The organism is Streptomyces sp. AP-93, assembly GCF_022808175.1.
Taxonomy (GTDB): Bacteria; Actinomycetota; Actinomycetes; order Streptomycetales; family Streptomycetaceae; genus Streptomyces.
Genome location: NZ_JALGBX010000008.1, coordinates 218,541 through 245,041, shown reverse-complemented (window position 1 = coordinate 245,041; position 26,501 = coordinate 218,541). Strand labels below are relative to the sequence as shown.

Sequence of the window (26,501 nt, the reverse complement as noted above, 5' to 3'; positions counted from 1 at the left end):
CCGAGGAAACGGGCCATGGCCAGACACCACTACCGATGCCCCCTCCGCTGGGCGGACATGGATGCCTTCGGGCACGTCAACAACGTCGTCTTCCTCCGCTATCTGGAGGAGGCGCGGATCGACTTCATGTTCCGCCTCGCGCCGGGGGAGGGCAGTGAGTCCTTCACGGGCGGTTCCGTCGTGGCCCGTCACGAGATCGACTACAAGCTGCCCCTCGTGCACCGTCACGAGCCGGTCCTCATCGAGTCCTGGGTGACCCGGATAGGCGCCGCGTCCCTGACCATCCGCTACGAGGTCAAGGACGAGGCGACCGAGGACGCGCCCGAGACGGTCTACGTGCGCGCCGAGACCGTGGTCGTGCCCTACAACCTCGCCGAGGGGCGGCCCCGCCGCATCACGGCCGAGGAGAAGCTCTTCCTCGAGGAGTACCTCGACGAGCCGAAGGCACAGCCCAAGACCGGCGCCGGTGCTCCTGCCGGGGGCATCGCGGCATGAACGAGCAGCTGCACTTCGCCGACTCCGGGGAGGCGGCGGACCTCGCCGCCTTCCTGGGCCGGCTGGTGCACTACGACCGCGCCGCCGCCGTCCGCCTGCAGGCGCAGGCCGGCGGCGGCGCGCTCGCCGTTTTCGGGCGGCCGCCGTCCTTCGACGTGCTGGCCGTCCGTACGGTGCGGCTCGCCGCACACCTCTCCGCTCCGCTCGACCTGACCGTCTCGGCCGGGGAGCTGCTGGAGTCCGTGGACGAGGGCGAGCGGGCCGGCGCCGTCGTCCCCGCGGCCGTCACCGGACCGCCCTGGGCGGGCGTGCTCCCGCCCCGTGGCGGCTGGACCCCGGTCCCGGGGCTGCCCGGTCCCGAGGCGATGGCCAAGGCCCTGGCGGCCGCCGTCGCCGAGTTCCGGGCCCGCGACGAGGCCCTGCCCCCGCAGCACCGGACCCGCTCCGAGCGCGACCGCATCGGCCGCGAGATCTGGTCCCGCACGCTGGGGGACACCGAACTTCCGCTGCGCGCCGTGCACGCCGCGCAGTCCCTGGGCTTCCTGCGGCCGGTACGGTCCACCGTGCCCCCCGCGCCCACCCCGGCCGGCGCCTTCGCACCGGTGGCCCTGTTCGCCTCCGGGGGCTGGCTGCGGCTGCGCACCCCGTACGGGTCCGTGGCCACGCGCCGCCCCGGCGGCCTCGGCACCCTGCTCGTCCGGCCGGTCTAGGGCATGTTTTAGAACTGGGGTCCGTGTCTCGCCTCGCGCCGCGATGATCTGGGTGTGGGGCGAGGGGATCTTTCAGATGACCAGTGGGCGGTGCTGGGGCCGTTGTTGCCGGTCGCGGGGTTGGGCAGGCCGTCGGTGTGCCGGCGGCGGTTGATCGACGGAATCCGCTGGCGGGTGCGGACCGGCGCTCCGTGGCGTGATCTGCCCACGGAATACGGTCCGTGGCAGACGGTCTATGGGCTGTTCCGGCGCTGGCAGCGCAGTGGCGTCTGGTCGTCGGTGCTGACCGGGTTGCAGGCCCGGGCGGATGCCGTCGGGCTGATCACCTGGGACGTGAACGTCGACTCCACGATCTGCCGGGCCCATCAACACGCGGCCGGCGCCCGTCGGGACGGTCAAGCCCAGAAGGAGCCGCCGGGCGGCCACCGGTCCGAACCCGGTGATCACGGTTTGGGTCGGTCCCGCGGGGGCTGGACCACGAAGATTCACCTAGCCTGTGAGCAAGGCCAGCGGCCGTTATCGCTGCTGGTGACAGCCGGTCAGCGGGGAGATAGCCCGCAGTTCACGGCGGTGCTGGAAGCTATCCGGGTCCCTCGTCTCGGCCTGGGCCGGCCCCGGTCCGCCCGTTGCGGGTGCGGGCCGACAAGGCCTACTCATCGCGTGCGAACCGTGCCTATCTCCGGCGGCGCGGGATCCGTTGCACCATTCCGGAACCTGCCGATCAGGCCGGTCACCGTAAGCGCCGGGGGATGTCGGGCGGGAGGCCTCCGGCCTTCGACCGTGAGGACTACAAGGCCCGGCATGCGGTCGAGTGCGGCATCAACCGGCTGAAGCGGAACCGGGCGGTGGCCACCCGGTTCGACAAGCTCTCTGTCCGCTTCGAAGCCACGGTCCTCATCGCCGCGATCAACGAATGGCTGTGACCTCCCCGGACGACCCACCTGTCCTGTGCCGACTGACCTTGCATAGGTCGGGTTGGCCTTTGGCCTGGGGCTGCACAAGCCAGCGGCCTTCACTGGGAGCGGACAGGTGCAACCGGACAGCGGCATGGCGCGTCTGGAGGGGAATGAGACGAAGATCGGGACTGTGGGGGGCGGTGCTGGCGCTGGCGCTGGCGTCGACTGGATGCGAGGAGCCGACACCGCCGCTCCAGCCCTTGGACCCGGAGTTCGTGCGCACGATGCAGCCAGTGATCCAGGAGTCTCTGGCCGCGACTCTGAACAGTCGAGCTTCCCTTCCGAAGCACTACGGCGAGCATCCGGGGTGGGAGCTCCGCTATTTCTGCGACGTGCGGATCATCGAGGTCACCCCGATGCCGGCGAAGGGCGTGTCGAGCGTCGGGGTGCTCGCCCACTGCACGACGTTTGAGCGCGTGGGTATGGAACTGGTGGAGGCGTTCGGTCAGGTGGGTCAGTGGCTCATCGAGCTGGACGGCCCCCGGGTCCGCGCGAGCGAAGAGTACCCGGATGGCCCCGAACCGGAGGCCTGGAAGAAGCGCTGGTCGAAGCAGGCCAGGGAAGAGGTGTACCGCCTGATAGGCACCAAGTGGGCGGATCCCGCCGTCGCCGCCCGCCGGCACTTCGGCCTCCCCGCGGACGCGCCCCTGCGATGACGGCTGCGGATTCATAGAGCGGGATACGGTGCGCGACGGGACGCGGCCGCCGAAAATGCAAGGTGGGTCTGCACGATCTCCGCGTCGGTCGACCAGGTGAACCTTGCACCTCGCTGGTCACGATCGCCGAAAGGTGCAGCCTCCAGCCGCACAGGACACCAGCCAGCACACCAGCAACTTCTAAAACAGGCCCTAGCCGCCCGCGCCGTACGGGACCCCGCGAGGGCCCTCGTACGGGCTAGCCCGCGGTGTTGATCATCGACGCGGCGGCGTACGTCAGGTACCGCCACAGCTGTGCCTCGTGCTCCGGCGCGAGGGCGAGCTCGTCCACCGCCACCCGCATGTGGGCCAGCCACGCGTCGTGCGCGGCGGCGTCCACCTGGAAGGGCGCGTGCCGCATGCGCAGGCGCGGGTGGCCGCGGTTCTCGCTGTAGGTGTTCGGGCCGCCCCAGTACTGCATCAGGAACAGCGCGAACCGCTCCTCGGCGGGACCGAGGTCCCCCTCCGGGTACATCGGGCGCAGCAGCGGGTCCTCGGCGACCCCCTGGTAGAAGCGGTGGACCAGACGGCGGAAGGTGTCCTCGCCGCCCACCAGTTCGTAGAAGGTCTGCTCCTGGACCGTGCCCCGCGGAATCTCATTCACCCGACCATCGTCTCAGACGCCCGGACGGAGGACGCCGGTCCTAGGACCGGCCCTTCACGGCCGCAGCGCACTCGGAGCGCGGTCGCACCCGGGCGGTGTCCGCAGGACAGTGGAGACATGGGCGCACACCCCGAGGTACGCGACGTGCGGGAGACCGCGCACGCCGCCCAGATACGGGAGCTGACCGCCGCCGGGGCGCTGGAGGATCCGCGCTGGCGGGCGGCCTTTGCCGCCGTGCCCCGGCATGTGTTCGTCCCGTACTTCTACACGGGCCGCGGCGCCGGACACGAGCGGGTCTGGGGCGAGGACCCCGACCCCGAACAGCGGGCCCGCTGGCTGCGCGGGGTCTACACCGACACCCCGCTCGCCACCCGGCTGCGCGACGGCGAGCTGGTCTCCTCCAGCAGCCAGCCCTCGCTGATGGCGAAGATGCTGGAGGCCCTGGAGGTGCGCGACGGGGACAACGTGCTGGAGATCGGCGCGGGCACCGGCTACAACGCCGCCCTGCTGTGCCACCGGCTCGGCGACGGGCTGGTCACCACCGTGGACCTGGACGAGGAGATCACCGAGTCGGCGCGCGCGCACCTGGCCGAGCTCGGCTACCACCCGGTGGTGGTCACCGGCGACGGGGCGCGGGGCTGCCCCGCCCGCGCCCCCTTCGACCGGATCCTGGTGACCTGCACGATTCCGCTGATCCCGCCCGCCTGGCTGGGCCAGTGCAGGCCCGGGGCCCGGATCCTGGCCCCGCTGTCGACCGGGCTGATCGCGCTCACGGTGCGGGACGCCGGCTTCGCCGAGGGCCGCTTCCTGCACACCTCGGCCTACTTCGTGCCGCTGCGCGGGGCCACGGCCGCGCCGCCGGGCACGTACGGGATGCCGCAGGGGCTCCCGTACGAGCTGGTGGAGAACGAGCGCTTCCAGTTCATGCTGCTGCTCACCTCGGGCGCGCTCCACCCGAGGGAGGCACTGGACTTGTGGCGGCGCGAGGACCGGCCTGGGCGCGAGCGCTTCGGGGTGACGGTCGGCGAGGCGGGGCAGTGGTCCTGGCTGGACGATCCGCAGGGGCCCTACGTGTGGCCCCTGGGGGAGACGGAGGGGGAGTCATAGGTCGGCCATCGGCATATGCCGGTTGCCGAGCTATGGTCGGGGTGTGAATGATCAAGCTCTCCGCGAGCCGACCCTGCTGATCCTCACGGCGATCGCCGATGCCCCACGGCACGGTTACGCGATCGCCCAGGAGGTCGAGAAGATTTCGGAAGGCCGCACCAAGATGCGCACCGGCACGCTGTACGGGGCCCTGGAGCGGCTCCTGGAACAAGAACTCATCGCCGTCCACGAGGAAGAGGTGGTCGACGGGCGCAGGCGGCGCAGTTACGCGCTCGCCCCGCGCGGGCGGGAGACCCTGGCCGCCGAGGCGGCCCGGCTCGCGCGCACCGCGCAGGAGGCCACCCGGCGGCTGGGGCTCGGCGGCGCCGCGGCCTCCCCCGGCGCCTCCTTCAGCGCCTCCTTCTCCGGCGGCGGCGCGGTGGTGGGCTCGTGACCGCGCTGGTGAGGCTGTATCCCGCCGCCTACCGGCGGGAGTTCGGCGACGAGATCTCCGAAGCGTTCCGGGAGGCCACCCGGGAGGCCGGGACGCCGGCCCGGGTGCGCGAGGGCGCCGATGTCCTCGGGCACGCCCTGCGCATGCGGCTCGGGCTCGGCTCGGGCGGGCGCGCCGGACGGCTGCTGGCCGCGCTGGCGCCGTTCGCCCTGATCGCGGTCGGGGCGAGCGCGCTGAGCTGGGCCGGAGTGATGCGCTCCGCCCTGTTCTCCGCAGAGCCGGGCGAGGTCGGCCCGGCCTTCGCCGCGCTGGTGGCGGCGTACCTCGTCACCGTGCTCGGTGCGTTCCTCGGACTGGCCGGACGCTGGTCGGCGGGCAGCTGGATCGCGCTGGCGGGCGTGGTCGCGCAGCTCGCGGCCGGCGCGCCCCGGATGGGTGTCGGCGGCATGGTGCTCTTCGCCGGTCCGATGCTCGTCCTCGCCCTGGTGGCGGTGGCGTGCCCGCCCGACGTGCGACCGGCTGCGCGCATCCGCACGGGAACCGGGGTGGTCGCCGCCATGACGTGGGCGGTGGTGCTGATGGGCACGGTGATGGTGGTTCCGCTGTCGTACCCGCTCACGCAGCTGCGCTTCGTCGTGCCGGTGGCCGCCGGGCTGCTGCTGACCGGGCGGCAGGGGTTCGCCCGACTGCGCACCGCGCCGGCCGTCCTGCTGGCAGGGCTGCCGTTCCTGTTCCTCGGGGGGTGGCCCGGGACGGTCGAGCCGCTCGTGCTCGCCGGCCTGCTCGTGCTGCTGCTGGCCGCCGCAGCGACGGTGGGCGTACGGCGACGGCGGGGTGCGCGGGACCCGCTGGTCGGGAGCTAGGCCGCCGTACCTGGCGCGAAAAGACGAGGACCTCCGGTGCGGTGGGCTGCTGAGCAGCCCACCGAGCCGGAGGTCCTCGGCGTGTTCGGACCCGCTCCGTGGCGGGTCAGCCGTGCAGGGTCAGCCGTGCCGGACGGTGATCGTGGTCCAGGCACCGACGTGGACGCGGTCGCCGTCGGCGAGCGGCACCGGAACGTAGGGCTGGATCGAGTCCTCGCCGTCGTTGATCGTGGTGCCGTTGGTGGAGTTCTGGTCCACCACGGCCCAGCTGCCGTCGGGCTGCTGGACGAGCACCGCGTGCTGGTGCGAGACGCCCGGGTCCTCCGGGGGCACCGACAGGTCGATGTCGGGGGACTCGCCCGTCGAGGCGCGGCGGCGGCCGATGGTGATCTGGCCGCCGGAGAGCGGGAGGTGCTGCTCGGGGGAGTAGGCGGGCAGGTCGAGCCCGGCCGCCTCGGGGCCGCTGCGCCGCATCATCGCCATGAAGTACGTGCGGTCCGGACCGATGGTCGCGGACCAGGAGCCGCCGCCCTGGGGCTGGTAGGGCTGCTGCTGGTACGACTGCTGGGGCGGAGGCGCCTGCTGCTGGTGGTGCGGGGGCGGCTGGTACTGCCCGGTCCGCGAAGGCTGCTGCTGCGGGTACCCCGGCGGGGCCTGCTGCGCCTGCTGCTGCTGCGCCTGCTGCTGCTGCGGGGGCGGCGGCTGCTGCTGGTACGGGGGCTGCTGGTAGTCCTGGCGCCCCGGGGGCGGCAGCATCCAGTCGTCCTCGCGCTGCAGCGGCTCGGCCGGGCGGTTGACCCGGGAGGGCCGCGAGCCCTGGTAGTCGAAGTGGTCCTGGGAGTACGCCTGCGGAGCCGCGGGCATGCCCGGCGGCGGGGGCGGCTGGGGCAGGTCCGGGGAGAGAGGGGTGTACGAGGTCGCCGTACGGGTCAGGAAGTTGTACCGGCACTCCTCGCAGAACGGGGCCATGGCCTCGCGCGGGGTCCGGCACTGCGGGCAGAGCTCGGCCTGTGCGGTCGGCTCGCCGGTGGGAGGGTAGCCGTAGCCGTAGGAGGGCGCCCCGGGGGTGCCCGTAGGGGCGGCCATGCGGTGGCCGCAGACCTCGCACCAGTCGTCGGAGGCGGACTGGTGCCCGTTCGGGCAGGTCGGCATCGCGGCGCTTCCTCCTTCTTCCTGCGTCTACGAGGCAGGGTCTTCTTCTTCGCGTCTGATTCGCGTCTGATCAGAGCGTCAAGCTTTACGTCAAGATTTTCGCACTCGAACGGTTTGAGTGGAACGCGTTTCTAGTGTCATCTCGTCCGCGTCGGCGACCTTTGCCTTCAGCCGCACAGTACCCGCCGCCGCATCGACGACATCCACCACCTTCGCGAGCAGCTTGGCGGTGTCGGCGTTGCCCGAGGAACTCGCCAGCTGCACGGCCCGGCCGAGCTTGGCCGTGGCCCCGCCGACATCCCCCAGTTTGCGGGCCTCCAGGCCCTGCTGGATGGCCTGCGCGAGCTCCGCCTGCCCGGTGTAGTGGGCCACCTGCGGGTTGATGGCGGTGGACGCGGCGAGATCGTCCGTCCAGACGGCGCGGACCAGGCCCTGGGCGAGTACGGCCGGGTCCTCACCGGGCGCCCCCGGCATGAGCAGGGCGGCGCGGGCGGCGAGCATCTCCTGGCCGACGGAGGCGCCGGGGACCCGTACGCACACGTGGTACTCGCGGGACTCGTCGCCCCAGGAACCCGTCGGATAGTCCCCGGCGCGCGGGGACGCCTCCGTGCGGCGGCCGGTCAGGTCCTGCACGGCGGGAGCGACCTGCTTGACGTACAGGACCTCCGCGCCCACCGGGGTCCACAGACGCAGTGAGACGTCCGCCACTTCCTTGCCCATGACCTTCTCCATCATGTGCGTGAAGTCCTCGGTCAGCCGGGCCGGATCGGCCACGATGTCGGCAGTGCCGAGCAGCGCGCTCGCGATGCCGGTGACCTCCTTGACCTCCCAGTCGGTTCCCACGCCCCGGGCGTCACAGGTGAAACGGCCCGCGCAGGCGTCGAGCGTCGCGCGGAGCACGGCCGGGTCCTCGTGTTCGTTGCGGCCGTCGGTGAGCAGGATCCCGTGCCGGATCGCCGCGGTGGACCCGTGCAGCAGGCCGTCGGCGAGGCGCAGCCAGGTGCCGATGGCGGTGCCGCCGCCGGAGGTGAGGCCGCGCAGGGCCTCCTTGGCCTGGGCGCGGGTGGCCGCGTCGGCGATGGCGAGGCGGCCCTGGCGGGGGTACACCTCCCTGGCCACGTGGGTACCGGCGATCACGGCGAAGGCGGTGCCGTCGCGGAGGGTGTCGACGGCGGCGGCCGTCGCCTCGCGGGCGCCGCGCATCTTGTCGGGCGGGTACTCCATGGAGCCGGAGCAGTCGACCATGATCACCACGGCGGCGCCGCCGGGGGCGACGGACGTCCGGGTGGCCGTGGCACCGCCGGTGGAGGTGACCGTGACGATGGCGTGGACGTCGCGGGCGCCCTCGGCGAGGAACTCGTTCTGGTACACCTCCACGCTGAAGCGCGGGGCGCTCGGCTTGGCGAAGTTCGCCATCGGTCGCTACTCCTCGGGGACGGGGATCAGGCCTGGGCCTGCGGGGCGGCGGGGCCGGGGCCTTCCGGGCCTGCGGACGGGGGCGGCGGGGTCTGGGCGGTCGGCGGGGTCGCGGCGAAGGGGACGACGGCCACGGTCACGTTGTCGTGCCCGCCGCCGTCCAGGGCGTGCCCCACCAGGACCTGCGCACTGTGCAGGGGCCGGACGGCGGCGTCGTACGGGAGCACCTGGGCCATGTCGCGCGCGGACTCGGCGTAGTTCCACAGGCCGTCGGTGCAGACCACGACCACGCCGTCGTGGTCGGGCTTGAAGGTGGCGGTGTGCGGTTCCAGGTCGTAGGCGTCGGCCCCGAGCCAGCCGGTGATGGCGTGCGCGCGGACGTCGGCGTAGGCCTCGGCCTCCCCCATCAGGCCCGCCGCGACCATCTGGGCGGCCCAGGAGTCGTCCTCGGTGAGGCGGCGGGGCAGGGCGGCGCGGTCGTCGGGGACCCAGTACGCACGGCTGTCGCCGACCCAGCCGATGGTCAGCAGGCCGCGGCTGACCACGGCGCCGACCAGGGTGCAGGCGGGGGCGTTCTGGGCGCCGGGCACCTCGGGGGCGAGGGCGTTCACCGCGGCGGCGGCGGCCAGGATCGCCTCGTGCATGGCCTCCTGGGGGTGGGCGCCACGGGGGAGGGCGTCGAGCAGCGCCTCGTTGGCGGCTCCGGCGGCGGCCGCGGAGGCCTCGTCGGGGCGGCTGGCGGAGGAGACGCCGTCGCAGACGATCGCCACGGTGGCGGCGGAGCCGTCGGGCAGCGCGGTGGCCGCCACGGCGAAGGAGTCCTCGTTGCGGTGGTGGCGCAGCCCGCGGTCGCTGACGGCGGCGACGCTCCCGAGCTCCTCTTCGAGGTGGTCCCGCTCCCGGGGCTGCGCGTGGCCGCAGTGCTCGCAGTACCCGTCGGTGTCCACCCGCCCGGCGCGGCAGGCCACACAGGTCTTCCCGCCGGCCTCCCCCTGCGGGACGTGGGGGGCTTCGCCCCCGGGGACGCGGCCCTGGCCTGCGGCGCCGTCGCCGTACGGGGCTTCGCCGCCGTGGTGCCCGGCCTGCGGGGCGGGGCGGCCGCCGTACGGGGCTTCGGGGCCCGGGCCCGGTCCCTGGGAGCCGGGTGCCTGCGGGCCGGTGTCGCGCCGGCCGGGGTCGTGCCCGCCTGTCGGGTTGCCGTACGGGGCTTCGCCGCCGGGGTGTTGTCCCTGCCGGGCGGCGTGGTGGTACGGGGAGGCGTGTTCCCCCGGGCTCGGTGTGCCGTACGCGTCGTGGCCGTCGTGGCCGGATCCGCCCGCGGGACCCGTGCCCTGTGCGCTCGCGCCGTAGGGGGAGGTGTCCGCCGGGTGCCAGCCCTGAGAGGGTGCGGCGTACGGGCCCTCGGGGGCCGGAGGCGTGCCGTGGGGGGCGACCGGGGAGGCGGGGTCGGACCAGCCCGTGGGGCCCGACACCAGGGTGGGCGCGGCGGTGGAGACGCTGCCCCAGCCGGGCGCGGCCTCGCCGGCGTACCCGGGGGCCGCCGGTTCGGCGTAGCCGCCGGAGTGCCGGGGCGCGAGGGCTTCGTCGGGCGACGGGCGCCCGCGCGTGGCCGGGACCCCGCCCGCAGGGGTGGCCCGGCCGGCGGCGCCCGCGTGAGCAGCAGCCGTCGCCGGGATGATCGGCGCAGCCGGATCCGCCCCGGCCGGAGCGGGCGGTGCTGCTGGCGCCGGGGTCACCGGCACAGCCGGCAGCGCCGCGCCCGGGCCCGCAGAGCCGAGCCCCGCCGAGCCCCGCCCCGGTGCAGCCGGCTGCGCCGCGCCCGGGCCTGCCGAGCCCAGCCCCGGCGCAGCCGGACCCGCCGCGCCCGCGCCCGCCGAGCCCAGCCCCGGCGCAGCCGGACCTGCCGGGCCCGGGCCTGCCGAGCCCCGCCCCGGCGCAGCCGGATCCATCGAGGCCGGACCCTGCGCGCCCACACCCGCCGCGCCCGCCGGGATCGCGGGCGGTGTGCTCATCGGGGGCGCCGGAGGCGCCGGGGGTGCGGGGGGCGTCGTTCGTTGCGGGGGTCGGGGCTCCGTGGGGGCGGCGGTGGTGAGGGCGTAGCCGCAGAGGCCGCAGAAACGATCACCCTCTTCCAGCGGTTCCGCGCAGCTGGGGCAGCCCGACAGCCGATGCATCGACATCAATCACACCCACGTCCGGGGACGGAAACGGTTTGCCCGCTCCACCAGTTCGATCCTCTCCTCGCCCCGCTGCGCCAGCCGTGCCAGCACGCGGAACGAGCGCTCCAGGCCGAAGCGCAGCCCCCGCTCGTCCAGTTGGCAGCCGAGCAGCGAGGTACGGCCGGGGTCGGAACCCCGGCTGCCCGACAGTACCCAGTCCAGCGCCGAGCCCAGAACTTCCGCCCTGAGCCGCTCGTGGCGCACCGAGTCCAGGCCGAACCGCCCCAGCGCCTCCACCTGGGCCGCGGCCGCCGACAGATCGGCCAGCAGCGCCTCCTCGGGAGACCGGTCGCGCAGGCGTGCCCGTACGGCCGCCACCCGCGCGGCGGTGTGGTGGATCGAGGCCTCCGGTACGGATTCCAGCGTGCGCACGGCTCCGGCCCGGTCCCCGGCGGCCAGCTGCACCCGGGCCAGCCCGAACGCCGCCCCGACGAACCCGGGGTCCGTGGCCCACACCAGCCGGTAGTACTCGGCGGCGTTGTCCAACTGCCCCAGCACCTCCGCGCACAGCCCCAGCGCCAGCTTCGGCGCCGGCTCGCCCGGGAAGGCGTCGTAGACGGCGTCGAAGGACAGGGCGGCCGTCTCGTCCTCCCCGACGGCCAGCGAGGCGATGCCCCGGGCCCACACCACGCGCCAGTCGTCGGGGTGCCGCGCCTCCAGCCGGGTCAGTGCCTCGGCGACGAGCGGCGCGTCGGTACCGCCCAGTTCGATCCGGGCCCGCAGCTCCCGCAGCCGCAGCTCCGCGGATTCGGCCGGCGCCGAGCCCAGCGCGGCCAGCAGGTCGGCCGGCGCGGAGGCCAGCAGGCCCGCCAGGAAACCGGCGTTGGGGTCCGCGGCGTCGACCAGCGGCACGGGCAGCGCCAGCGCCGCCTCACGGGTGTCCAGCGTGGACAGCTCCGGCCGCCGTGAGGCGGTGATCCCCACGGGTGGCAGGGGCGCGGCCGCCGGGGCCCGGCGCGGGGCCGGCACGCCGGGACCGGCGGCCCGGTGCGTCGCCGTGGTGACCAGCCCGGTCGTGCCGTACCCCGTGATCGGCGAAGCCGAAGGAGGAGCGGCGGGAGCCCCCGCCCCCGCCCCCGCCGCCGCGGAGGCCGCATCAGGAGCCGGGGCCGGTCCGGGGACGGCGGCCGGGACCCGCGCCGGGGCCGGACCCCGGCCCGCCCGCCACCGCTTCACGGGCCGCTCGCCCAGCCGGGACACGTGCCCGCCCGACGTGTCGTCGGTGAACAGCCGGTCGTCCGGAACCCGCAGCTCGGGCCCGAAGAGGGTGGAGACCTGGGGCCTCGGCTGGCCCGTCTGGAGCGCGACGACCTCCCGCAGCACCCCCGTCAGCTGGTCCGCCATCTCCTGCGCGGACGCGAACCGCCGTCCCGGATCCGGGTCGGTGGCCCGTACCAGCAGCCGGTAGAAGGACTCGTACCGCCCGAAGACCTCGATGTGCTCCGGGTCGGGCAGCGAGTCCACGAACACGTTCGTGTAGCCCTGGAAGTCGAAGGTCAGCACGGCCAGCGTGCGCGCCACCGTGTACAGGTCGGAGGCGACCGACGGGCCGAGCTCCGCGACCTCCGGCGCCTGGTAGCCGACGGTGCCGTAGATGGCCGACTCCTCGTCGTCCATCCGCCGGACCGCGCCCATGTCGATCAGCTTCAGCTGGTCGGCCTGCTGGATGGCGTTGTCGACCTTGAAGTCGCAGTACAGGAGGTTCCTGCTGTGCAGGTGGCCGAGCGCCTCCAGCGCCTCGATGCCGTACGCGCACGCCTGCTCCACGGGCAGCGGGTCGCGGCGGCCGTCCAGCCGGCGCCGCTCGTTGGCGATCTCCTTGAGCGATTTGCCGCCCACGTACTCCATGACGATGTACCCGTCCAGCGAACCGGTCCGCTGGTCCAGGTGCTCCACGAAGTTGTAGATCCGCACGATGTTGGAGTGCTCGATCTCCGCGAGGAAGCGCCGCTCGGAGATCGCGGCCGCCATCGCGTCCTGGTCCCCGGTGTCCAGCAGGCCCTTGAGCACCACCCACCGGTCCGACACGGCCCGGTCCACCGCGAGGTAGACCCAGCCCAGCCCGCCGTGTGCGAGACAGCCCGCGACCTCGTACTGGCCGTGGACGAGGTCGCCCGCGCGCAGCTTGGGCACGAAGGAGTACGGGTGCCCGCACTTGGTGCAGAAACCTTCTGTCCGCCCCGGCCGCTCGCCTCGGGCCCGGCCCACGGGCGCCCCGCAGTCCGAGCGCGAGCAGAACCGCTTGCGCTCCGGGACCTCCGGGTTCTCCAGTACCGCCGCGGAGGGATCCGGACGAGGCACCTCCGGTACGTTGACCAGCCCGGCTCCCAGCCGGCTGCGGCCCGACACCGAGGCGGCCGACCCCGAACTGCGCACCGACACCGACCGGGTGGACGCGGCTCCCGAGAGCGCGCGCGAGAGCCGGCCGGACACGGAGCGCCGGGAGGAAGACGACCGCGACGAGCGCGAGGCCCGTGAGGAGGACGAGGAGGAGGACCGCCCGGACCCGTGCGAGCCCTGGGATCCGTTCGACCCCTGCGAGTCCCCGTGGCGGGCCGCGCTCGTCATCGCCGTCGGTACGGACACCAGCTCCTCGGCGCCCGCCGCGACGGCGCCGGCCGGCGCCAGCCCGCAGGTGTCGCAGTAGACCTCGCCGCCGCCCATGTCCTCGTACGTCCCCGGGCAGCCGGGGCGCATGCACGCCGTTCCGATCAGACTCACGCGTCCCCCTCCCTAGGCCCGTCGGGCCACTCACGCACCGGTCGGTGCCCCTGCTGATCCCGCTGATCCCACTGATCCCGCTGGTCCTGCTGCTGCGCCGGCAGCGCCTCGGCCGTCGCCCACTGGTAGCGCAGCACCGCCTGCTCGGCGGCCCGCAGATCGCAGGGCGCGCTCCACAGCATCCGCCGGGCCGTGTCGTACCGCTCCGTCAGCAGCGGATCCTCCGCCATGCCCAGCCGGGCCACCTTCGCCTTGTAGGCGTCGAGCCGTCCGCGCAGCTCCGCCCGTACCGCCAGCGGCGCCGTCACCGCGGTCAACGATTCGCGGGCCCGTCGCAGTTCCTCCTCGGCCCGCTCTTCCAAGGACTCCAGCAGGGGCGACAGCCGGTGCCACTGGGCCCGGCGCCGGTACTCCGCCGCCGCGGAGAGCTGCTCCTGCAGCGCCGTCGGCGGACCGCTCACCGCCGGCACCTCGGACGCCGCGATCTTCGCCAGCACCTCGCCGCGGGCCACCCGGGCCTCCGCGAGGGTCCGGTCGGCCCGCGAGAGCACGTCGCGCAGGCCGATCAGCCGCTGCTCGGCGTCCTGCCGGACGGCGAGCACCGCTTCGACCTCCCGGCGCACGTCCTCCAGCGCGAGCGCGGCCCGGTCGTAGCGCCCGGTGTCCGGACGGCCGCCGCCCGGCGCCGAGCTCCCGGCCACCGCGGACCAGAACGCCAGCGGGTCCTCGATCACCCGGGCCCGCAGGTCCGCCAGCTCGGCCGTGATGGCCTCCAGGTCGTCCCCCGAGGGGTGTTCCCCCGGCCGGACACCCACCGAGTGGGCGAGGGCGCGGGTGCGGTGCAGTTCGGCGGAGAGGAGGTCGATCCGGGCGGGCAGCGCCGACCAGACGGAGTCTGCGGCGACCACCACGTCCAGGGAGCCCGCGTAGAGCTCGTTCATGCGGGACACCAGCTCGGCGAGGGAGAACCGCTCCGCGAGCGGGACGCCCTCCACCGCGGCGCCGGAGATCAGCACCCCGGGCCCGCGCAGCCGGTCGGTCAGCTCGACCAGGTCCTCGCGGCTCGGCCAGCGACGCCGCTCGCGGATCTCCCGGGCGGCGCCCAGCGCCCCGCTGTAGGCGTCGAAGTACCGCCACAGCCGGGTGATGGCCGCATCGGCCTCGGCCCACCGCTCCTTGGTGAGCCCGGTCAGCCCGGCGCCCTCCAGGAGCCGCCGGCCCGCGTGGTCCTGGAGCGCGAGCAACGAGGTCTCGACGGCCTCGTGCTCCGCGCCCAGCCGGGCCAGCGCACGGTCCACACCGTCCCGGTCCATCACAGCAGGCTGCGCCCCCCAAGGATGTGCCTCCACCGATCCCGCCTCCGGTCTCGTGACATCGGGCTCAGAGTCCGCCACCGGCCTCAGTCCCGGTACTTGGGAACGGGCGGGCCGCCCACGCCGGGCAGCACGGGCTCCAGATGGGCCTTGTAGGCCTTCATCCAGGGGCTGTCGCCGCCGCCCGCGCGGTAGTCCTCCAGCACCTTGTTGACCCGGCGCACCAGGTCGCCGGCGTCCTTGTTCATGGCCACCCCGTAGAACTCCTTGGTGAACGGGGAGCCCACCAGTGCGACCGAGGGGTCCTGCGCGGCCTGGCCGGCGGCGAGGGCGTTGTCGGTGATGATGCCGTCCACCTCGCCCAACTGCAGCCGGACCAGGCAGTCGAGCTGGTTGGGCACGCTGACCGGGACGGCGCCGTAGGACTGGGCGGCCAGCGCGGCCTCCGCCGTGGAGCCGGCCGCCGTGCAGATGCGGCGGCCCTTCAGCGACGCGTCGTAGCCGGTGATCGCCGAGCCCTTGGGGGCCAGCACCTGCTGCCCGGCCTCGAAGTACGCCGTCGAGAAGGCGACCTCCTCAAGCCGCTTGCAGTTGACGGTCATCGTGCGCACGACGATGTCGACGGTGCCGTCCTTGAGCGCGGGGATGCGCTGGCTGGTGGGGATGGCCCGGTAGATGACCTTGCCGTCCTCACCGAATATGTCCTTCGCTATGGCCTTGACCAGGGCGATGTCGAAGCCGTCGAGCTCCCCGGCCGGGTTGCGGTAGCCCCATTTGAAGCTGTTCTGGTCCACGCCCGCGACGAGGTGGCCCGCGGCGCGGATCCGCTGGATGGCGGAGCCGTCCAGCCCGTTGGGGCGCAGGCTCGCCTCAGGGTTCTCGCAGGTGTCCCCGGGGGCCTGCGGAGCGACGGCCATCCTGGCCGGCTCGCGCACCAGCGAGGAGGGTCCCGGGCCGCCCGGGGCCGCCTGGGCCAGGGGCAGCAGCACGGCCGCCGCCGTCAGCGCGCAGGCCACGGCCATCGCCCCGACCCCGCCCCAGCCGCGCAGCCGGCCCGTCAGCCGCCGCAGGCCGCGTACCTCCTGAACCTCCACGGCGCCCTCGGAGGCCGCATCGGGAGCCAGGGCCCCCTCGCACACGCCGCCCGCGCGCTTCACCCGTCCCGGCATCGCTCTCACCTGTACTCCGAAAGCCTGCGCCCGATGCCGAGCAGGGCGGCCACCGCGCCGACGACCGCCAGGGCCGCCGTGCCTGTCACCAAACCGTCGAGCGCCCTGAGCCCGTCCCGCGCCGCCCGGGTGAACTCACGCTGCTCGTGGGCCACGGCCTCTTCCAGCGAGGCGTCCACCGTGTCGAAGGCGGTTCCCGTGGGCTTCTTGTGGTTCTCGTCCCCGATGACCTGCCCGACGGCGCCCTGGTAGTCGCCCTTCAAGTCGGTCTCCCGGGCCGCCGCGTGGAGTTCCTTCCACTGCTTCACGCCTTCCGCGGCGCGGGACACGGGGTCGCGGCCGGCCGTGTCGTCGGCCAGCTTCGCCGCCGTCGCCAGGCCCGCGTCCAGGGCCTTCATGTCGTTCGAGTAGTCGACGTCGTACTTGTCGGACTTCTTGTCCTCGGCCAGTACGGCGCCGCGCGAGACCAGGGTCAGGTTCTCGTTGGCCCGCGCCTGGAGCGAGGCGATCCGCGCGTCGTTGAGCACCTTGAGCGACTCCTGCCCGTCCGTGCGGGCCTCGCTCAGCCCCGACCGGGCGACCGTGTGCCCCGCGGCCAGCCACAGCAGCAGCACCAGCGAGGCGGTGGTCGCGGCGACGAGCCCGTGGTTCAAGACGCGGTTCGTACGCCGGTAGTTGCGCCGCTGGGCCCAGAACAGGGCGGCGAGTGCGAGCAGACCCGCCCCGAGCGAGGCCAGGGGCAGCGCACGGGCCTCGTCGTAGTCGTTGTAGAGCCGGCCCGTCTCCGCCTCGTAGAGCCGCTGCGCGGCGGGCAGCAGCTGGGTGCTCATCTGCTCGTTCGCGTACCGGAGATAGGCGCCGCCGAGCGGCAGGCCCTGCTTGTTGGTGGCCCTGGCCTGCTCGATCAGGCCGGCGTAGCGGGGGAGCTGCTCGCTCAGCAGGGTGATCTGCTTGCGGGAGTCCTCGCCGGCCGTGGTGCTGGCGGCCGCGTTCACCAGCAGCCGGGACGCGTTGGCGATGTCCTTCTCGTACCGGCTGCGGACCTCGCGGGGCTCTTGGCCGCCCGCGAGGAAACCGCTGGAGGAGGCGGTGTCGGCGTCCGCGAGGGAGCGGTAGATGCTCGCCGCGTCGGCGCTCAGCGGCTGGCTGCGGCCCACGACGTCGTCGGCCGCGGTGACCCGGCCGGAGATCTCCCAGACGGCCACCGCGCCGAACAGCAGGACCAGCGCGGCCAGGGCAGCGCCGACGATCCGCAGCCGGCCGGGCTCGGTGGTGGCGGCCGCGCGCAGCCGCTCCACGCCCTCGGCCCAGGCGGTGCCCCGCCGGGGCAGCCCGTCGGGCGGCGGCGCCGGCGGCCCGGAGGGCGCCGAGACGCCGCCGGGCGCGGGTGCGCGTGATGTGATGGCCACCCTGACCTCCCCCTCGGTCCTTCGTGCTTCGCAGCAGTATGGCCTTAGTGGCGGTCGTCCACAGCACCCGGTCCGGGATCGGGCACGATCCGCCCCGATCCGTCCCCCGGTCCTACTACGCCCCGCGAGCCGAGATGGTTCCGGCGCGGGCGCGGTTCACCCGAAATGGGCACGCAACTTCCCGTAGGCCTCGGGCCCCGCCCCCAGCGCGTCCAGACCCAGCAGGCCGGCGCCCAGCACCGGCGGGGCCGTCACCACCGAGACCCGGGCGTGCGGGGCCCGTTCGGCGAGCAGGGCCTCCACCCGGCCGTTCAACTGCGGGTGCCGGGCGGCCAGGACGCTGCCGCCCAGCAGGACGGGCGCCTCCTCGGCCAGCAGCCCGAGCCGCTCCAGCGCCACCGAGGCCAGTGCCACGACCTCCTCGGCCTGCCGCTCGAGGAGGGCCGCTGCGACCGGATCACCGGCCGCGGCCACCGCGAACAGCACCGGCACCAGCTCGTGCATCCGTACGGGCTCGACGGCGCCCAGGTGCACCGCCTCGATCAGCGCGTACATGGAGTCCAGCCCGAAGTGCCCCGGCAAGGCACCCGCGAGCTCCGTGGGGCCGCCGCGCCCGTCCTCGGCGCGGGCCGCCCACCACATGGCCTCGGCGGCCAGTCCGCCGCCGCCGCCCCAGTCGCCGGAGATCTGTCCGAGCGCCGGGAACCGGGCCGTGCGCCCGTCGGGCAGCATGCCCACGCAGTTGATGCCCGCCCCGCACACCACCGCGACCCCGCGCGGCCCGCCGGCGTCCTCGCCGAGCCCGGCCCGCAGGATCGCGAAGGTGTCGTTGCGGACCTCGGTGGCCGTGCCCCAGCCGCGCGCGCCGATGGCCTGCGCGAGCCGGAGCTCCTCCACCGGGAGGTCCGCGTTGGCCAGACAGGCCGAGACCCGGTCGGCGTACGGGGCCCCGGCCGCGGGTTCCGGCAGCCCGGCGGCCGCGGCCGCCTCGGCGACGGCCAGCCCGAGGACGTCCAGCGCCGCCTCGACCCCGACGCGCGGGGGCTGGAAGCCGCCCGAGCGTCCGGTGGCGAGGACGCGGCCGTCCGCGGCGATCAGCGCCACGTCCGTCTTGCTGTTGCCCGCGTCGACGGCGAGGACGGCTGCCTTCGGGGGCCGGCTCACGCCCATGCCAGGTGCTCCTTGTTGTGCGCGAGCAGCCGGTCCGTCAGCCCCTCGGCGAGGTCGAACTGGCCCACCAGCGGGTGTGCCAGCAGCGCCTTGAAGACCCGCTCCCGGCCGCCCCGCAGCGCGGCGTCCAGCGCGAGGTCCTCGTAGGCCGTCACGTGGGAGATGAGCCCCGCGTACAGCGGGTCCAGCCGGGGCACGGCCAGCGGCGAGGCCCCGGAGCGGTCTACCCGCGCCTGCACCTCGACGACCGCGTCGTCCGGGAGGAACGGCAGGGTGCCGTTGTTGAGCGTGTTGACCACCTGCACGGCGCTCCCGCCGTCGCCGAGCAGGGCCGCGGCCAGGTCCACGGCGGCCTCCGAGTAGAAGGCGCCGCCCCGCTTGGCGAGCAGTTCCGGCTTCTCGTCCAGCGCGGGATCCCCGTACAGGCCGAGCAGTTCCTTCTCCATCGCGGCGACCTCGGCGGCCCGCGAGGGCTTGGTGCCGAGCTCCCGGACCACCTCGTCGTGCGCGTAGAAGTAGCGCAGGTAATACGAGGGGACCACCCCGAGCCGGTCCAGCACCGCGCGCGGCAGGTGCAGGTCCGCGGCGATGGCCTCGCCGTGCCGGGCGAGGAGCTGCGGCAGCAGGTTCTCGCCCTCCGGGCCGCCCTTGCGCACCCCCAGCTCCCAGGTGAGGTGGTTGAGACCGACGTGGTCGAGGTGGATGTCGGCCGGCGTCAGGTCCAGCATCGCGGCGAACCTGCGCTGGAAGCCGATGGCCACGTTGCACAGCCCGACCGCCTTGTGCCCGGCCTGGAGCAGGGCGCGGGTGACGATCCCGACCGGGTTGGTGAAGTCGATGATCCACGCGTCCGGGTTGGAGCGCCGGACCCGCTCGGCGATGTCGAGGACCACCGGGACCGTGCGCAGCGCCTTGGCGAGGCCGCCGGCTCCGGTGGTCTCCTGGCCGACGCAGCCGCACTCCAGCGGCCAGGTCTCGTCCTGGAGCCGGGCCGCCTGCCCGCCGATGCGCAGCTGCAGCAGGACCGCGTCCGCGCCGGCGACGCCCGCGTCGAGGTCGGAGGTGGTGGTGATGAGACCGGGGTGCCCCTGCTTGGCGAAGATCCGCCGGGCCAGGCCGCCGATCAGCTCCAGCCGGTCGGCGGCCGGGTCGATCAGCACCAGCTCGCTGATGGGCAGGGTGTCGCGCAGCCGGGCGAACCCGTCGATCAGCTCGGGGGTATAGGTGGAACCGCCGCCCACCACTGCGAGTTTCATGATGACTAGCCTTTCACTCCAGTTAGGGTGACGCCTTCGACGAACGCCTTCTGGGCGAAGAAGAAGAGGACGATCACCGGGGCCATGACCAGCACGGTTGCCGCCATGGTCAGGTTCCAGTTGGTGTGGTGGGCGCCCTTGAAGGACTCCAGTCCGTAACTGAGAGTCCAGGCGGCCGGGTTGTCCGAGGCGTAGATCTGCGGGCCGAAGTAGTCGTTCCAGGCGTAGAAGAACTGGAACAGCGCCACGGCCGCGATCCCGGGCTTCGCCATCGGCAGCACCACCCGCAGCAGGGTGCGCAGGTCGCCGCAGCCGTCGACCTTCGCCGCGTCCAGGTACTCGTCGGGGATCGTCAGCAGGAACTGGCGCAGCAGGAAGATGGAGAAGGCGTCGCCGAAGGCCATCGGGATGATCAGCGGCCACAGGGTGCCGGACAGGTCCAGCTGCTTGGCCCAGAAGAGGTACATCGGGATGACGACCACCTGGGGCGGCAGCATCATCATGGCGATGACCAGCATCAGCGACAGCCGCCGGCCGCGGAAGCGGAACTTGGCGAGCGCGTAGGCGACGGGCACCGAGGAGACCACGCTCAGCAGGGTGCCGAGGCCCGCGTACATCAGGGTGTTGCGCCACCAGGTCAGGAAGCCGGGGGTGTCCCACACCTTCGCGTAGTTGCCCCACCCCCAGCTGTGCGGCCACAGGTCGCGGGTCAGCGCCTGCTGGTCGCTCATCACCGAGGTCAGGAAGAGGAAGACGAAGGGGAGGAGGAAGAAGAGCGCCGCCGCGACGCCGAGGGAGTGCACGGCGACCCAGTGCAGGGCGGCCCTGCGGCGCGCGGTGCGCAGGGCCCGCGCGGAGTCCGCCGTACCGGACGGGGCGGGGCGCGGAGCGCGCTCGGCGCCGCGGGTGATGGTCTGGCTCATGGTCCTCAGTCACCTGCCTCGATCAGCCCGCCGCGCCGCCGCATGAGCAGCGCGGTGAAGGCCATGGAGAGCGCGAACAGCACCAGGGCGACCGCGCAGGCGGTGCCGTAGTCGAAGCGCTGGAAGCCGACGTTGTAGATGACCTGGGGCAGGGTCAGCGTGGACTTGTCGGGGTATCCGGGCTCGAACTGCTGCCCCGAGCCGCCGATCACGCCGGAGGCCACCTTCCCCGCCACCAGGGGCTGTGTGTAGAACTGCATGGCCTGGATGACCCCGGTGACCACCGCGAACAGGATGATCGGGGAGATGTTCGGCAGGGTGATGTGGCGGAACCGCGCCAGCGGCCCGGCTCCGTCCAGCTCGGCGGCCTCGTACTGCTCGCGCGGTACGTCGAGCAGCGCGGCCATGAAGATCACCATCAGGTCCCCGATCCCCCACACCGCGAGCGCGGTCAGCGCGGGCTTGGACCACGAGGCGTCCGTGAACCAGCCGGGCGTGGGCAGTCCGACCGCGTCCAGCAGGGTGTTCACCGGGCCGGTGCCCGGGTTGAGCAGGAAGACGAAGGCCAGGGTCGCCGCCACCGGAGGGGCCAGGTAGGGCAGGTAGAACAGGGTGCGGAAGACGCCCGTCCCCAGCTTGATCTTCGTGATGAGCAGGCCGATGCCCAGGCCGAAGGCGACCCGGCAGGCGACCATGACCACGACCAGCCACAGGGTGTTGCGCATGGCCGGCCAGAACATCGGGAGGTCGGAGAAGACGTAGGTCCAGTTGTCCAGACCGTTGAAGACGGGCGGGCGGAAGCCGTCGTACTTGGTGAAGGAGAAGTAGACGGTGGAGGCGAGCGGGTAGGCGAAGAAGACGCCGAACCCGATCAGCCAGGGCGACATGAACGCCGCCGTGCGCAGCGCCGACCTGCGGCGCTTGGCGCGCAGTTCGGGGGAGAGTCCGGGGGAGAGGGTGCCGTCCATCGGGCTACTTGGCCTTCGCGATGTCCGTGTCGATCTGCTGGTCGGTCTTGGCGAGACCGGCCGGGATGTCCGCGACCTCGCCCTTCTCGACCGCGTACGCGAAGTCCGTGAAGGTCAGCTGGTAGGTGCCGCCGTCGATCTGCGCCGGGGTGGTGGTCGACTTCGGGTGCCTGGCGATGTCGATGAACGTCTTGAACTCCGGGCTGACCTGGAGCTTCGGCGACTCCAGGGCGGCCAGCGTGGAGGGCACGTTGTGGATGGCGTTGGCGAACTCCACGACGGCGTCGGTGTCGGTCGTCATGTACTTCGTCAGCTCCCAGGCGGCGTTCTGCTTCTTGCTGCCCGAGGCGATGCCCATGATCGTGCCGGAGAGGTAGCCCTTGCCGTAGTCGGCGGCCTGGTCGTCGGGGACGGGCATCGGCGCGGTCCCGATCTCGAACTTCACCCCGGCCTCCTTCGCCATGTTCGCCCGCCACTCGCCGTCGATCTGCATGGCGACCAGGCCCAGGTGGAAGGGGTGCTCGGCGCTCCACTCGTCACCGAAGGTGGTGCGGAACTTCTCCAGCTTCTCGTACCCGCCGAGCTTGGCGACCAGGTCCTTCTGCGCGGTCAGCATCTTCGCGAAGGCGGGGTCCTTGGCCAGGTTGGACTTGCCGTCGGCGTCGAAGTACGTCGGGCTCCACATGGCGGCCAGGCGCTGGGGGGCGGTCTCGTAGCCGTGGTAGGTGGGCATGATGCCGAGCTGCTGGTACGAATCGCCCTTGGCAATCGTCAGCTTCTGCGCGGCGGCCTCGAACTGGCTCCAGGTCTTGGGCGGTTCGGTGATCCCGGCGGCGGCGAAGGCGGTCTTGTTGTAGACGAGGCCGTACGCGTCGTTCAGCAGGGGCAGCGTGCACTGGTTGCCGTTGAACTGGGTGTACTGCATCAGGGTCTTGGGGAAGACCTTGTCCTTCTCGATCCCGGACTTCGCCAGGAAGGGGTTCAGGTCCGTGAAGGCGCCGGTGTTGCAGAACTTGCCGACGCTGTCGGTGGTGAAGGAGGCGACCACGTCGGGGGCCTTGTCCCCGCCGGCGCGCAGCGCCTGGTTGATCTTGTCGTCCGTCATGTTGCCCGTGACGTTGACCTTGATGTTCGGGTGCGCCTTCCGGAACCGCGCGATGTTGTCCTCGATGGCCTTGATCTCGCTGGGGGCGGACCAGCCGTGCCAGAAGTTGAGGGTGACGTCCTTGTTCGGGTCGTCGGTGGCCGTGTTGGAGGCGGAGCCCGCACACGCGGTGGCGAGTACGGATATCGCGGCGACGGCGGTGGCGGCGGCGGTCAGGCGGCTGATTCTGGGCATGGCGGAGTCACTCTCTGCGCGGGGGGACTTCCTGGAGGGGTGGGGGAGGAGCCGTGGTGCGGTGTGGGCTCACGCGGGGGAGGTGCGGGGCAGGTGGTGCGGGTGTTCTGTACGGGGCTGCGTGCGCCCGGGGCTTGCGCGGGTGATGCGGTGCGGGCTCGTGCGGGAGGTGCGGGTGGTGCGGTTCAGTGGCGGGAGGTGCCGGTGGTGCGGTTCAGTGGCGGGAGGTGCCCGTGGTGCGGTTCAGCGGCGGGAGGTGTCGAAGACCTCGTCGCGGGTCGCGGCGAGGGCGCTCTCCAGTGCCCCGCGCAGTACGGGCCGTTCCCGTACCTCGCCGGTCACCAGCCGGGGCCGGGACGGGGCGAGGTCGGCGAGCTCGGCTTCGAGGAGTTCGCGCAGCGGCTCTCCGCCCGCGATGGTCAGCGCGCCGGAGAGGATCACGATCTCGGGGTCCAGTACGGCGACCAGCGAGGCGAGGCCGGTGGCCAGCGCGGTGGCGTACTCCCGCAGGAGTTCCAGGTGGGCCCCCTCGGGCGCGGCGGCGGCCTGGGCCAGCAGCGCGGCCGCCGCTTCGACCATGGCCCCGGACTCGGCCCCGTGCACGGCTCCGTGCACCGAACCGGCCCCGGCCGCGGCGGCCGGCGGTGCGTCGACGCCGAGCCGGGCCGCCATCGCGGGCAGCACCTGCGCGCCGGCCAGCTCCTGGTAGCCGCCGGAGTTGACCCGGGTGACCTGGCGCACCAGGGGGTGTCCGGCGACCGGCAGGAAGCCGATCTCCCCGGCGCCGCCGGTCCAGCCGCGGTGCAGCCGGCCGCCGAGCACGAGGGCGGCCCCGAGGCCCTCCTCGTTCCACAGCAGGACGAAGTCCTCGTGGCCGCGGGCGGCGCCGAGCCGCTGTTCGGCGACGGCGGCGAGGTTCACGTCGTTCTCGTACTCGACCGGCATCGGCAGGGCCGCGGCGAGCTCGTCGAGGAGCGTGGGGGACTGCCAGCCCGCCAGGTGGTCGGCGTAGCGCAGCACCCCGGTGCGGGGGTCGAAGGAGCCGGGGGTCGCGATGACCACCCGGTGGATGTCGGCGAGGTGCAGCCCGGCGTCCTTGACGGCCTCGCCGAGGGCGCGGGTGACCTGCTCGACCGGCCCGGTGCCCTCCGCGTACGGGAGCTCGTGGCTGCCGATCACCTCGCCGGTCAGGTCGGCCACGGAGGCGAGGATCCGGCCCGGGGTGACGTCGAGCCCCGCGACGTGGGCGGCCCGCGCGTTGACGGCGTAGAGCTGCGCGTTGGGGCCGGGGCGGCCGGTGGCGGTGCCGGTGGCGACGACGAGCCCGGCGGCCTCCAGGCGGGCCAGCAGCTGGGAGGCGGTGGGCTTCGAGAGGCCGGTGAGGTGCCCGATCCGGGTCCGGGACAGCGGACCGTGTGTCAGCAGGAGCTCGAGCGCGGCCCGGTCGTTCAGGGCGCGCAACAGGCTGGGCGTACCGGGGGTGGCGGGCATGGGGTGACTTCTCTCTCACCGGGGTGAACTGTTAGGTAAGTTTCCTATTGGTGGGTCGCTCGTGTCAATGGCACTGCGTACACCACTGCCCCCGCAGGTTGGACCTACGGGGGCAGCGGCGTACGGGTGCGGGTTCGCGCGTGGCGGGCGCTACTTCGTGATGCGCGGGCCGGAGGCCGAGCCGCCCGCGGCCGGCTGCGGGATCTCCGCGGTGGCCAGGGACTGCGGGGACGTCGGGTTCGCCAGCGCCGACGGCGGGGCGACGGACGCCGAGGGGTCGGCCGGGGCCGCTTCCTCCTCGGGCGCCGGCAGGCCCCCGACGATCCCGATGCCCGCGGCGTCGAAGGCGTCCTTGATCCGCCAGCGCAGCTCGCGCTCCACGGAGAACTGCTGGCCCGGCATCGTCTTCGCCGACACCGACACCGACATGGAGGCCAGCAGCACCTCGTCCAGTCCCAGCACCTCCACCGGACCCCACAGCCGCTCGTCCCACGGGGACTCCTTGGCCATGGTGTCGGCGATCCCCTTGATCACCTCGCGGATGTGGGAGAGGCTCTCGGTCGGCTTGACCTGCACCGCCACGTTCGCCGTGGCCCAGCCCTGGCTGAGGTTGCCGATCCGCTTGATCTCGCCGTTGCGGACGTACCAGATCTCGCCGTTGTCGCCGCGCAGCTTGGTGACGCGCAGGCCCACCTCGACGACCTCGCCGGAGGCCACACCGGCGTCGATCTTGTCGCCGACGCCGTACTGGTCCTCAAGGATCATGAACACGCCGGAGAGGAAGTCCGTGACCAGGTTCCGGGCGCCGAAACCGATCGCCACACCCGCCACACCGGCGCTCGCCAGCAGCGGTCCCAGATTGATGTCGAGCGCGCCGAGCACCATCAGTCCCGCCGTGCCGAGGATCAGGAACGAGGCCACCGAGCGCAGCACGGAACCGATGGCCTCGGACCGCTGCCGGCGTCGTTCGGCGTTGACCAGCAGCCCGCTCAGGGCCGTGCCCTCGACGGCATCGGCGCCGCGGTTCATCCGGGTGATCAGCTTGGTCAGCGATTTGCGGACCACCGAGCGCAGGGCGAAGGCGATGACCAGGATGAGGAGGATCCGCAGGCCCAGGTACAGCCATCCGGCCCAGTTCTCCTCTATGAAACTGGCGGCGTTCGTGACGCTCTCGTGGGTTTCTCTGATCGTTTGGGACGCGTCCGGGTTGTCGGCTGCGAGCGGGAGCAGTGCGGCAGGCCTGGGCACGGCGGGAACCTCCAGATATAGCGTCCTGCCCGCGGAAGGGGTGGGGCGGGCAGACCATCCACCCTAACGGGGCACTCGGCCTGACTTGTTGCCGTGTTCGAGGGAGAGACCAGACTCACGCGGGGATGAAACGGGTGTGGTCGAAAACACCCCGGACCCGTTACGGGCGCGTGGTGGCGCTTCGACCAGCCGTAAGGGGAGACTGGAAAACAGATCGTCCCGGCGCGAGCCACGCGCCGCCGGCGTTATAGGAGGCAGTCCGTGCCGCACGTCCTGGTCCTCAACGCGTCGTACGAGCCCCTCGGCGTCGTACCGCTCCGTCGCGCGCTCGTCCTCGTCCTGGAGAACAAAGCCGTCTCCCTGGAAGAATCCGGCGCCTTTCTGCACAGCGCGACAAGGGCCGTCCCCGCGCCCAGCGTGGTTCGGCTCAAGCGCTTCGTGCGGGTCCCCTACCGGGGGCCCGTTCCACTCACCCGCCGCGCGCTGTTCGCCCGGGACGGCGGCCGCTGCATGTACTGCGGGGCCGTCGCCACCAGTGTCGACCATGTCGTCCCGCGCAGCCGGGGCGGGCAGCACGCCTGGGACAACGTCGTCGCCGCGTGCCGTCGCTGCAACCACGTCAAGGCCGACCGGCACCTCGTCGACCTCGGCTGGCGGCTGCGGCACCAGCCGGCTCCGCCGTCCGGGCTGGCCTGGCGGATCATCGGGACGGGGCACCGGGATCCGTGCTGGATGCCGTATCTCCAGCCGTACGGGGCGGAGGATGCGCTGGATCGCATCGGGGTCCCGGTCGCTGCCGCGGCGGTCGCGTCGTAGCCCCCTGAGCGGGGCTCCGCCTTCGAAC

Annotated in this window: 23 protein-coding genes; 8 read left to right on the top strand and 15 right to left on the bottom strand. The window is 73.3% G+C overall.

The features are described from left to right. The first annotated feature begins 15 nt into the window (after positions 1 to 15). The 4 genes from MTF69_RS16105 to MTF69_RS16090 all read left to right on the top strand — a co-directional run bounded on the left by MTF69_RS16105 (position 16) and on the right by MTF69_RS16090 (position 2,817). A complete protein-coding gene (locus tag MTF69_RS16105) occupies positions 16 to 495 on the top strand; it encodes a thioesterase family protein (RefSeq protein WP_243334942.1) in 480 nt (159 codons plus the stop codon). Next, positions 492 to 1,205: a hypothetical protein gene (locus MTF69_RS16100; RefSeq protein WP_243334941.1), complete on the top strand. Its 714-nt coding sequence runs from the start codon at positions 492 to 494 to the stop codon at positions 1,203 to 1,205. The genes MTF69_RS16105 and MTF69_RS16100 overlap by 4 nt, the downstream gene beginning before the upstream one ends. A 54-nt stretch (positions 1,206 to 1,259) precedes the next feature. Continuing rightward, positions 1,260 to 2,128 (top strand): IS5 family transposase gene (locus MTF69_RS16095; RefSeq protein WP_243334940.1). Its coding sequence is split into 2 segments (ribosomal slippage): positions 1,260 to 1,824 and positions 1,824 to 2,128, totalling 870 coding nucleotides; the frame shifts between segments, so codons are not numbered across the junction. A 143-nt stretch (positions 2,129 to 2,271) separates the two neighbouring features. Continuing rightward, complete coding sequence (locus tag MTF69_RS16090) at positions 2,272 to 2,817, top strand: hypothetical protein (RefSeq protein WP_243334939.1); 546 nt, start codon at positions 2,272 to 2,274, stop codon at positions 2,815 to 2,817. A 238-nt stretch (positions 2,818 to 3,055) separates the two neighbouring features. Here the strand turns inward: MTF69_RS16090 and MTF69_RS16085 are convergent, their stop codons facing one another. After that, complete coding sequence (locus MTF69_RS16085) at positions 3,056 to 3,460, bottom strand: globin (RefSeq protein ID WP_243334938.1); 405 nt, start codon at positions 3,458 to 3,460, stop codon at positions 3,056 to 3,058. A gap of 117 nt (positions 3,461 to 3,577) precedes the next feature. On the opposite strand from MTF69_RS16085, the gene MTF69_RS16080 reads away from it, so the two are divergent. The 3 genes from MTF69_RS16080 to MTF69_RS16070 are packed head-to-tail and all read left to right on the top strand — an operon-like array spanning position 3,578 to position 5,863. Then, positions 3,578 to 4,567 (top strand): methyltransferase domain-containing protein, encoded by a 990-nt coding sequence (locus MTF69_RS16080; RefSeq protein ID WP_243334937.1) that lies wholly within the window; start codon positions 3,578 to 3,580, stop codon positions 4,565 to 4,567. A gap of 43 nt (positions 4,568 to 4,610) precedes the next feature. Continuing rightward, positions 4,611 to 5,000: a PadR family transcriptional regulator gene (locus MTF69_RS16075; protein WP_243334936.1), complete on the top strand. Its 390-nt coding sequence runs from the start codon at positions 4,611 to 4,613 to the stop codon at positions 4,998 to 5,000. Further along, on the top strand, positions 4,997 to 5,863 hold the full coding sequence (locus tag MTF69_RS16070) for a hypothetical protein (protein ID WP_243334935.1): 867 nt from the start codon (positions 4,997 to 4,999) through the stop codon (positions 5,861 to 5,863). Before MTF69_RS16075 ends, MTF69_RS16070 begins: the two co-directional genes overlap by 4 nt. A gap of 120 nt (positions 5,864 to 5,983) precedes the next feature. On the opposite strand, the gene MTF69_RS16065 is transcribed toward MTF69_RS16070, so the two are convergent. From MTF69_RS16065 to MTF69_RS16000, 14 genes are all read right to left on the bottom strand, one after another. Continuing rightward, a complete protein-coding gene (locus MTF69_RS16065) occupies positions 5,984 to 7,015 on the bottom strand; it encodes an FHA domain-containing protein (protein WP_243334934.1) in 1,032 nt (343 codons plus the stop codon). A gap of 90 nt (positions 7,016 to 7,105) precedes the next feature. Beyond that, on the bottom strand, positions 7,106 to 8,431 hold the full coding sequence (locus tag MTF69_RS16060; protein WP_243334933.1) for a VWA domain-containing protein: 1,326 nt from the start codon (positions 8,429 to 8,431) through the stop codon (positions 7,106 to 7,108). Positions 8,432 to 8,457: 26 nt separating this feature from the next. Then, complete coding sequence (locus MTF69_RS16055; protein WP_279345847.1) at positions 8,458 to 9,906, bottom strand: protein phosphatase 2C domain-containing protein; 1,449 nt, start codon at positions 9,904 to 9,906, stop codon at positions 8,458 to 8,460. A gap of 708 nt (positions 9,907 to 10,614) precedes the next feature. Then, positions 10,615 to 13,362: a serine/threonine-protein kinase gene (locus MTF69_RS16050; RefSeq protein ID WP_243335096.1), complete on the bottom strand. Its 2,748-nt coding sequence runs from the start codon at positions 13,360 to 13,362 to the stop codon at positions 10,615 to 10,617. A 5-nt stretch (positions 13,363 to 13,367) separates the two neighbouring features. Then, the gene (locus MTF69_RS16045; RefSeq protein WP_243334932.1) at positions 13,368 to 14,684 is read right to left on the bottom strand and encodes a hypothetical protein; all 1,317 of its coding nucleotides are present in this window, start codon (positions 14,682 to 14,684) and stop codon (positions 13,368 to 13,370) included. 86 nt (positions 14,685 to 14,770) lie between these two features. Further along, on the bottom strand, positions 14,771 to 15,706 hold the full coding sequence (locus MTF69_RS16040; protein WP_243335094.1) for a glutamate ABC transporter substrate-binding protein: 936 nt from the start codon (positions 15,704 to 15,706) through the stop codon (positions 14,771 to 14,773). A 152-nt stretch (positions 15,707 to 15,858) separates the two neighbouring features. Further along, the gene (locus MTF69_RS16035) at positions 15,859 to 17,262 is read right to left on the bottom strand and encodes a hypothetical protein (RefSeq protein ID WP_374323147.1); all 1,404 of its coding nucleotides are present in this window, start codon (positions 17,260 to 17,262) and stop codon (positions 15,859 to 15,861) included. A gap of 156 nt (positions 17,263 to 17,418) precedes the next feature. Beyond that, positions 17,419 to 18,432 carry an N-acetylglucosamine kinase gene (locus tag MTF69_RS16030; RefSeq protein WP_243334931.1) on the bottom strand — a complete coding sequence of 338 codons (1,014 nt, stop codon included), beginning with the start codon at positions 18,430 to 18,432 and terminating at the stop codon, positions 17,419 to 17,421. Continuing rightward, positions 18,423 to 19,688 carry a 6-phospho-beta-glucosidase gene (locus MTF69_RS16025; protein ID WP_243334930.1) on the bottom strand — a complete coding sequence of 422 codons (1,266 nt, stop codon included), beginning with the start codon at positions 19,686 to 19,688 and terminating at the stop codon, positions 18,423 to 18,425. Before MTF69_RS16025 ends, MTF69_RS16030 begins: the two co-directional genes overlap by 10 nt. Positions 19,689 to 19,693: 5 nt before the next feature. Beyond that, positions 19,694 to 20,611 carry a carbohydrate ABC transporter permease gene (locus tag MTF69_RS16020; RefSeq protein ID WP_243334929.1) on the bottom strand — a complete coding sequence of 306 codons (918 nt, stop codon included), beginning with the start codon at positions 20,609 to 20,611 and terminating at the stop codon, positions 19,694 to 19,696. Between the two features lie 5 nt (positions 20,612 to 20,616). Further along, positions 20,617 to 21,579, bottom strand: a complete 963-nt coding sequence (locus MTF69_RS16015; protein ID WP_243334928.1) for a carbohydrate ABC transporter permease — start codon at positions 21,577 to 21,579, stop codon at positions 20,617 to 20,619. Positions 21,580 to 21,583: 4 nt separating this feature from the next. Continuing rightward, complete coding sequence (locus MTF69_RS16010; RefSeq protein WP_243334926.1) at positions 21,584 to 22,918, bottom strand: ABC transporter substrate-binding protein; 1,335 nt, start codon at positions 22,916 to 22,918, stop codon at positions 21,584 to 21,586. A gap of 243 nt (positions 22,919 to 23,161) precedes the next feature. Next, positions 23,162 to 24,409 carry an ROK family transcriptional regulator gene (locus MTF69_RS16005; RefSeq protein WP_243334924.1) on the bottom strand — a complete coding sequence of 416 codons (1,248 nt, stop codon included), beginning with the start codon at positions 24,407 to 24,409 and terminating at the stop codon, positions 23,162 to 23,164. 150 nt (positions 24,410 to 24,559) lie between these two features. After that, positions 24,560 to 25,657: a mechanosensitive ion channel family protein gene (locus MTF69_RS16000; protein WP_243334922.1), complete on the bottom strand. Its 1,098-nt coding sequence runs from the start codon at positions 25,655 to 25,657 to the stop codon at positions 24,560 to 24,562. Between the two features lie 261 nt (positions 25,658 to 25,918). Between MTF69_RS16000 and MTF69_RS15995 the strand changes: the two genes are divergently transcribed. After that, positions 25,919 to 26,473 (top strand): HNH endonuclease, encoded by a 555-nt coding sequence (locus MTF69_RS15995; protein WP_243334920.1) that lies wholly within the window; start codon positions 25,919 to 25,921, stop codon positions 26,471 to 26,473. Positions 26,474 to 26,501 lie beyond the last annotated feature (28 nt).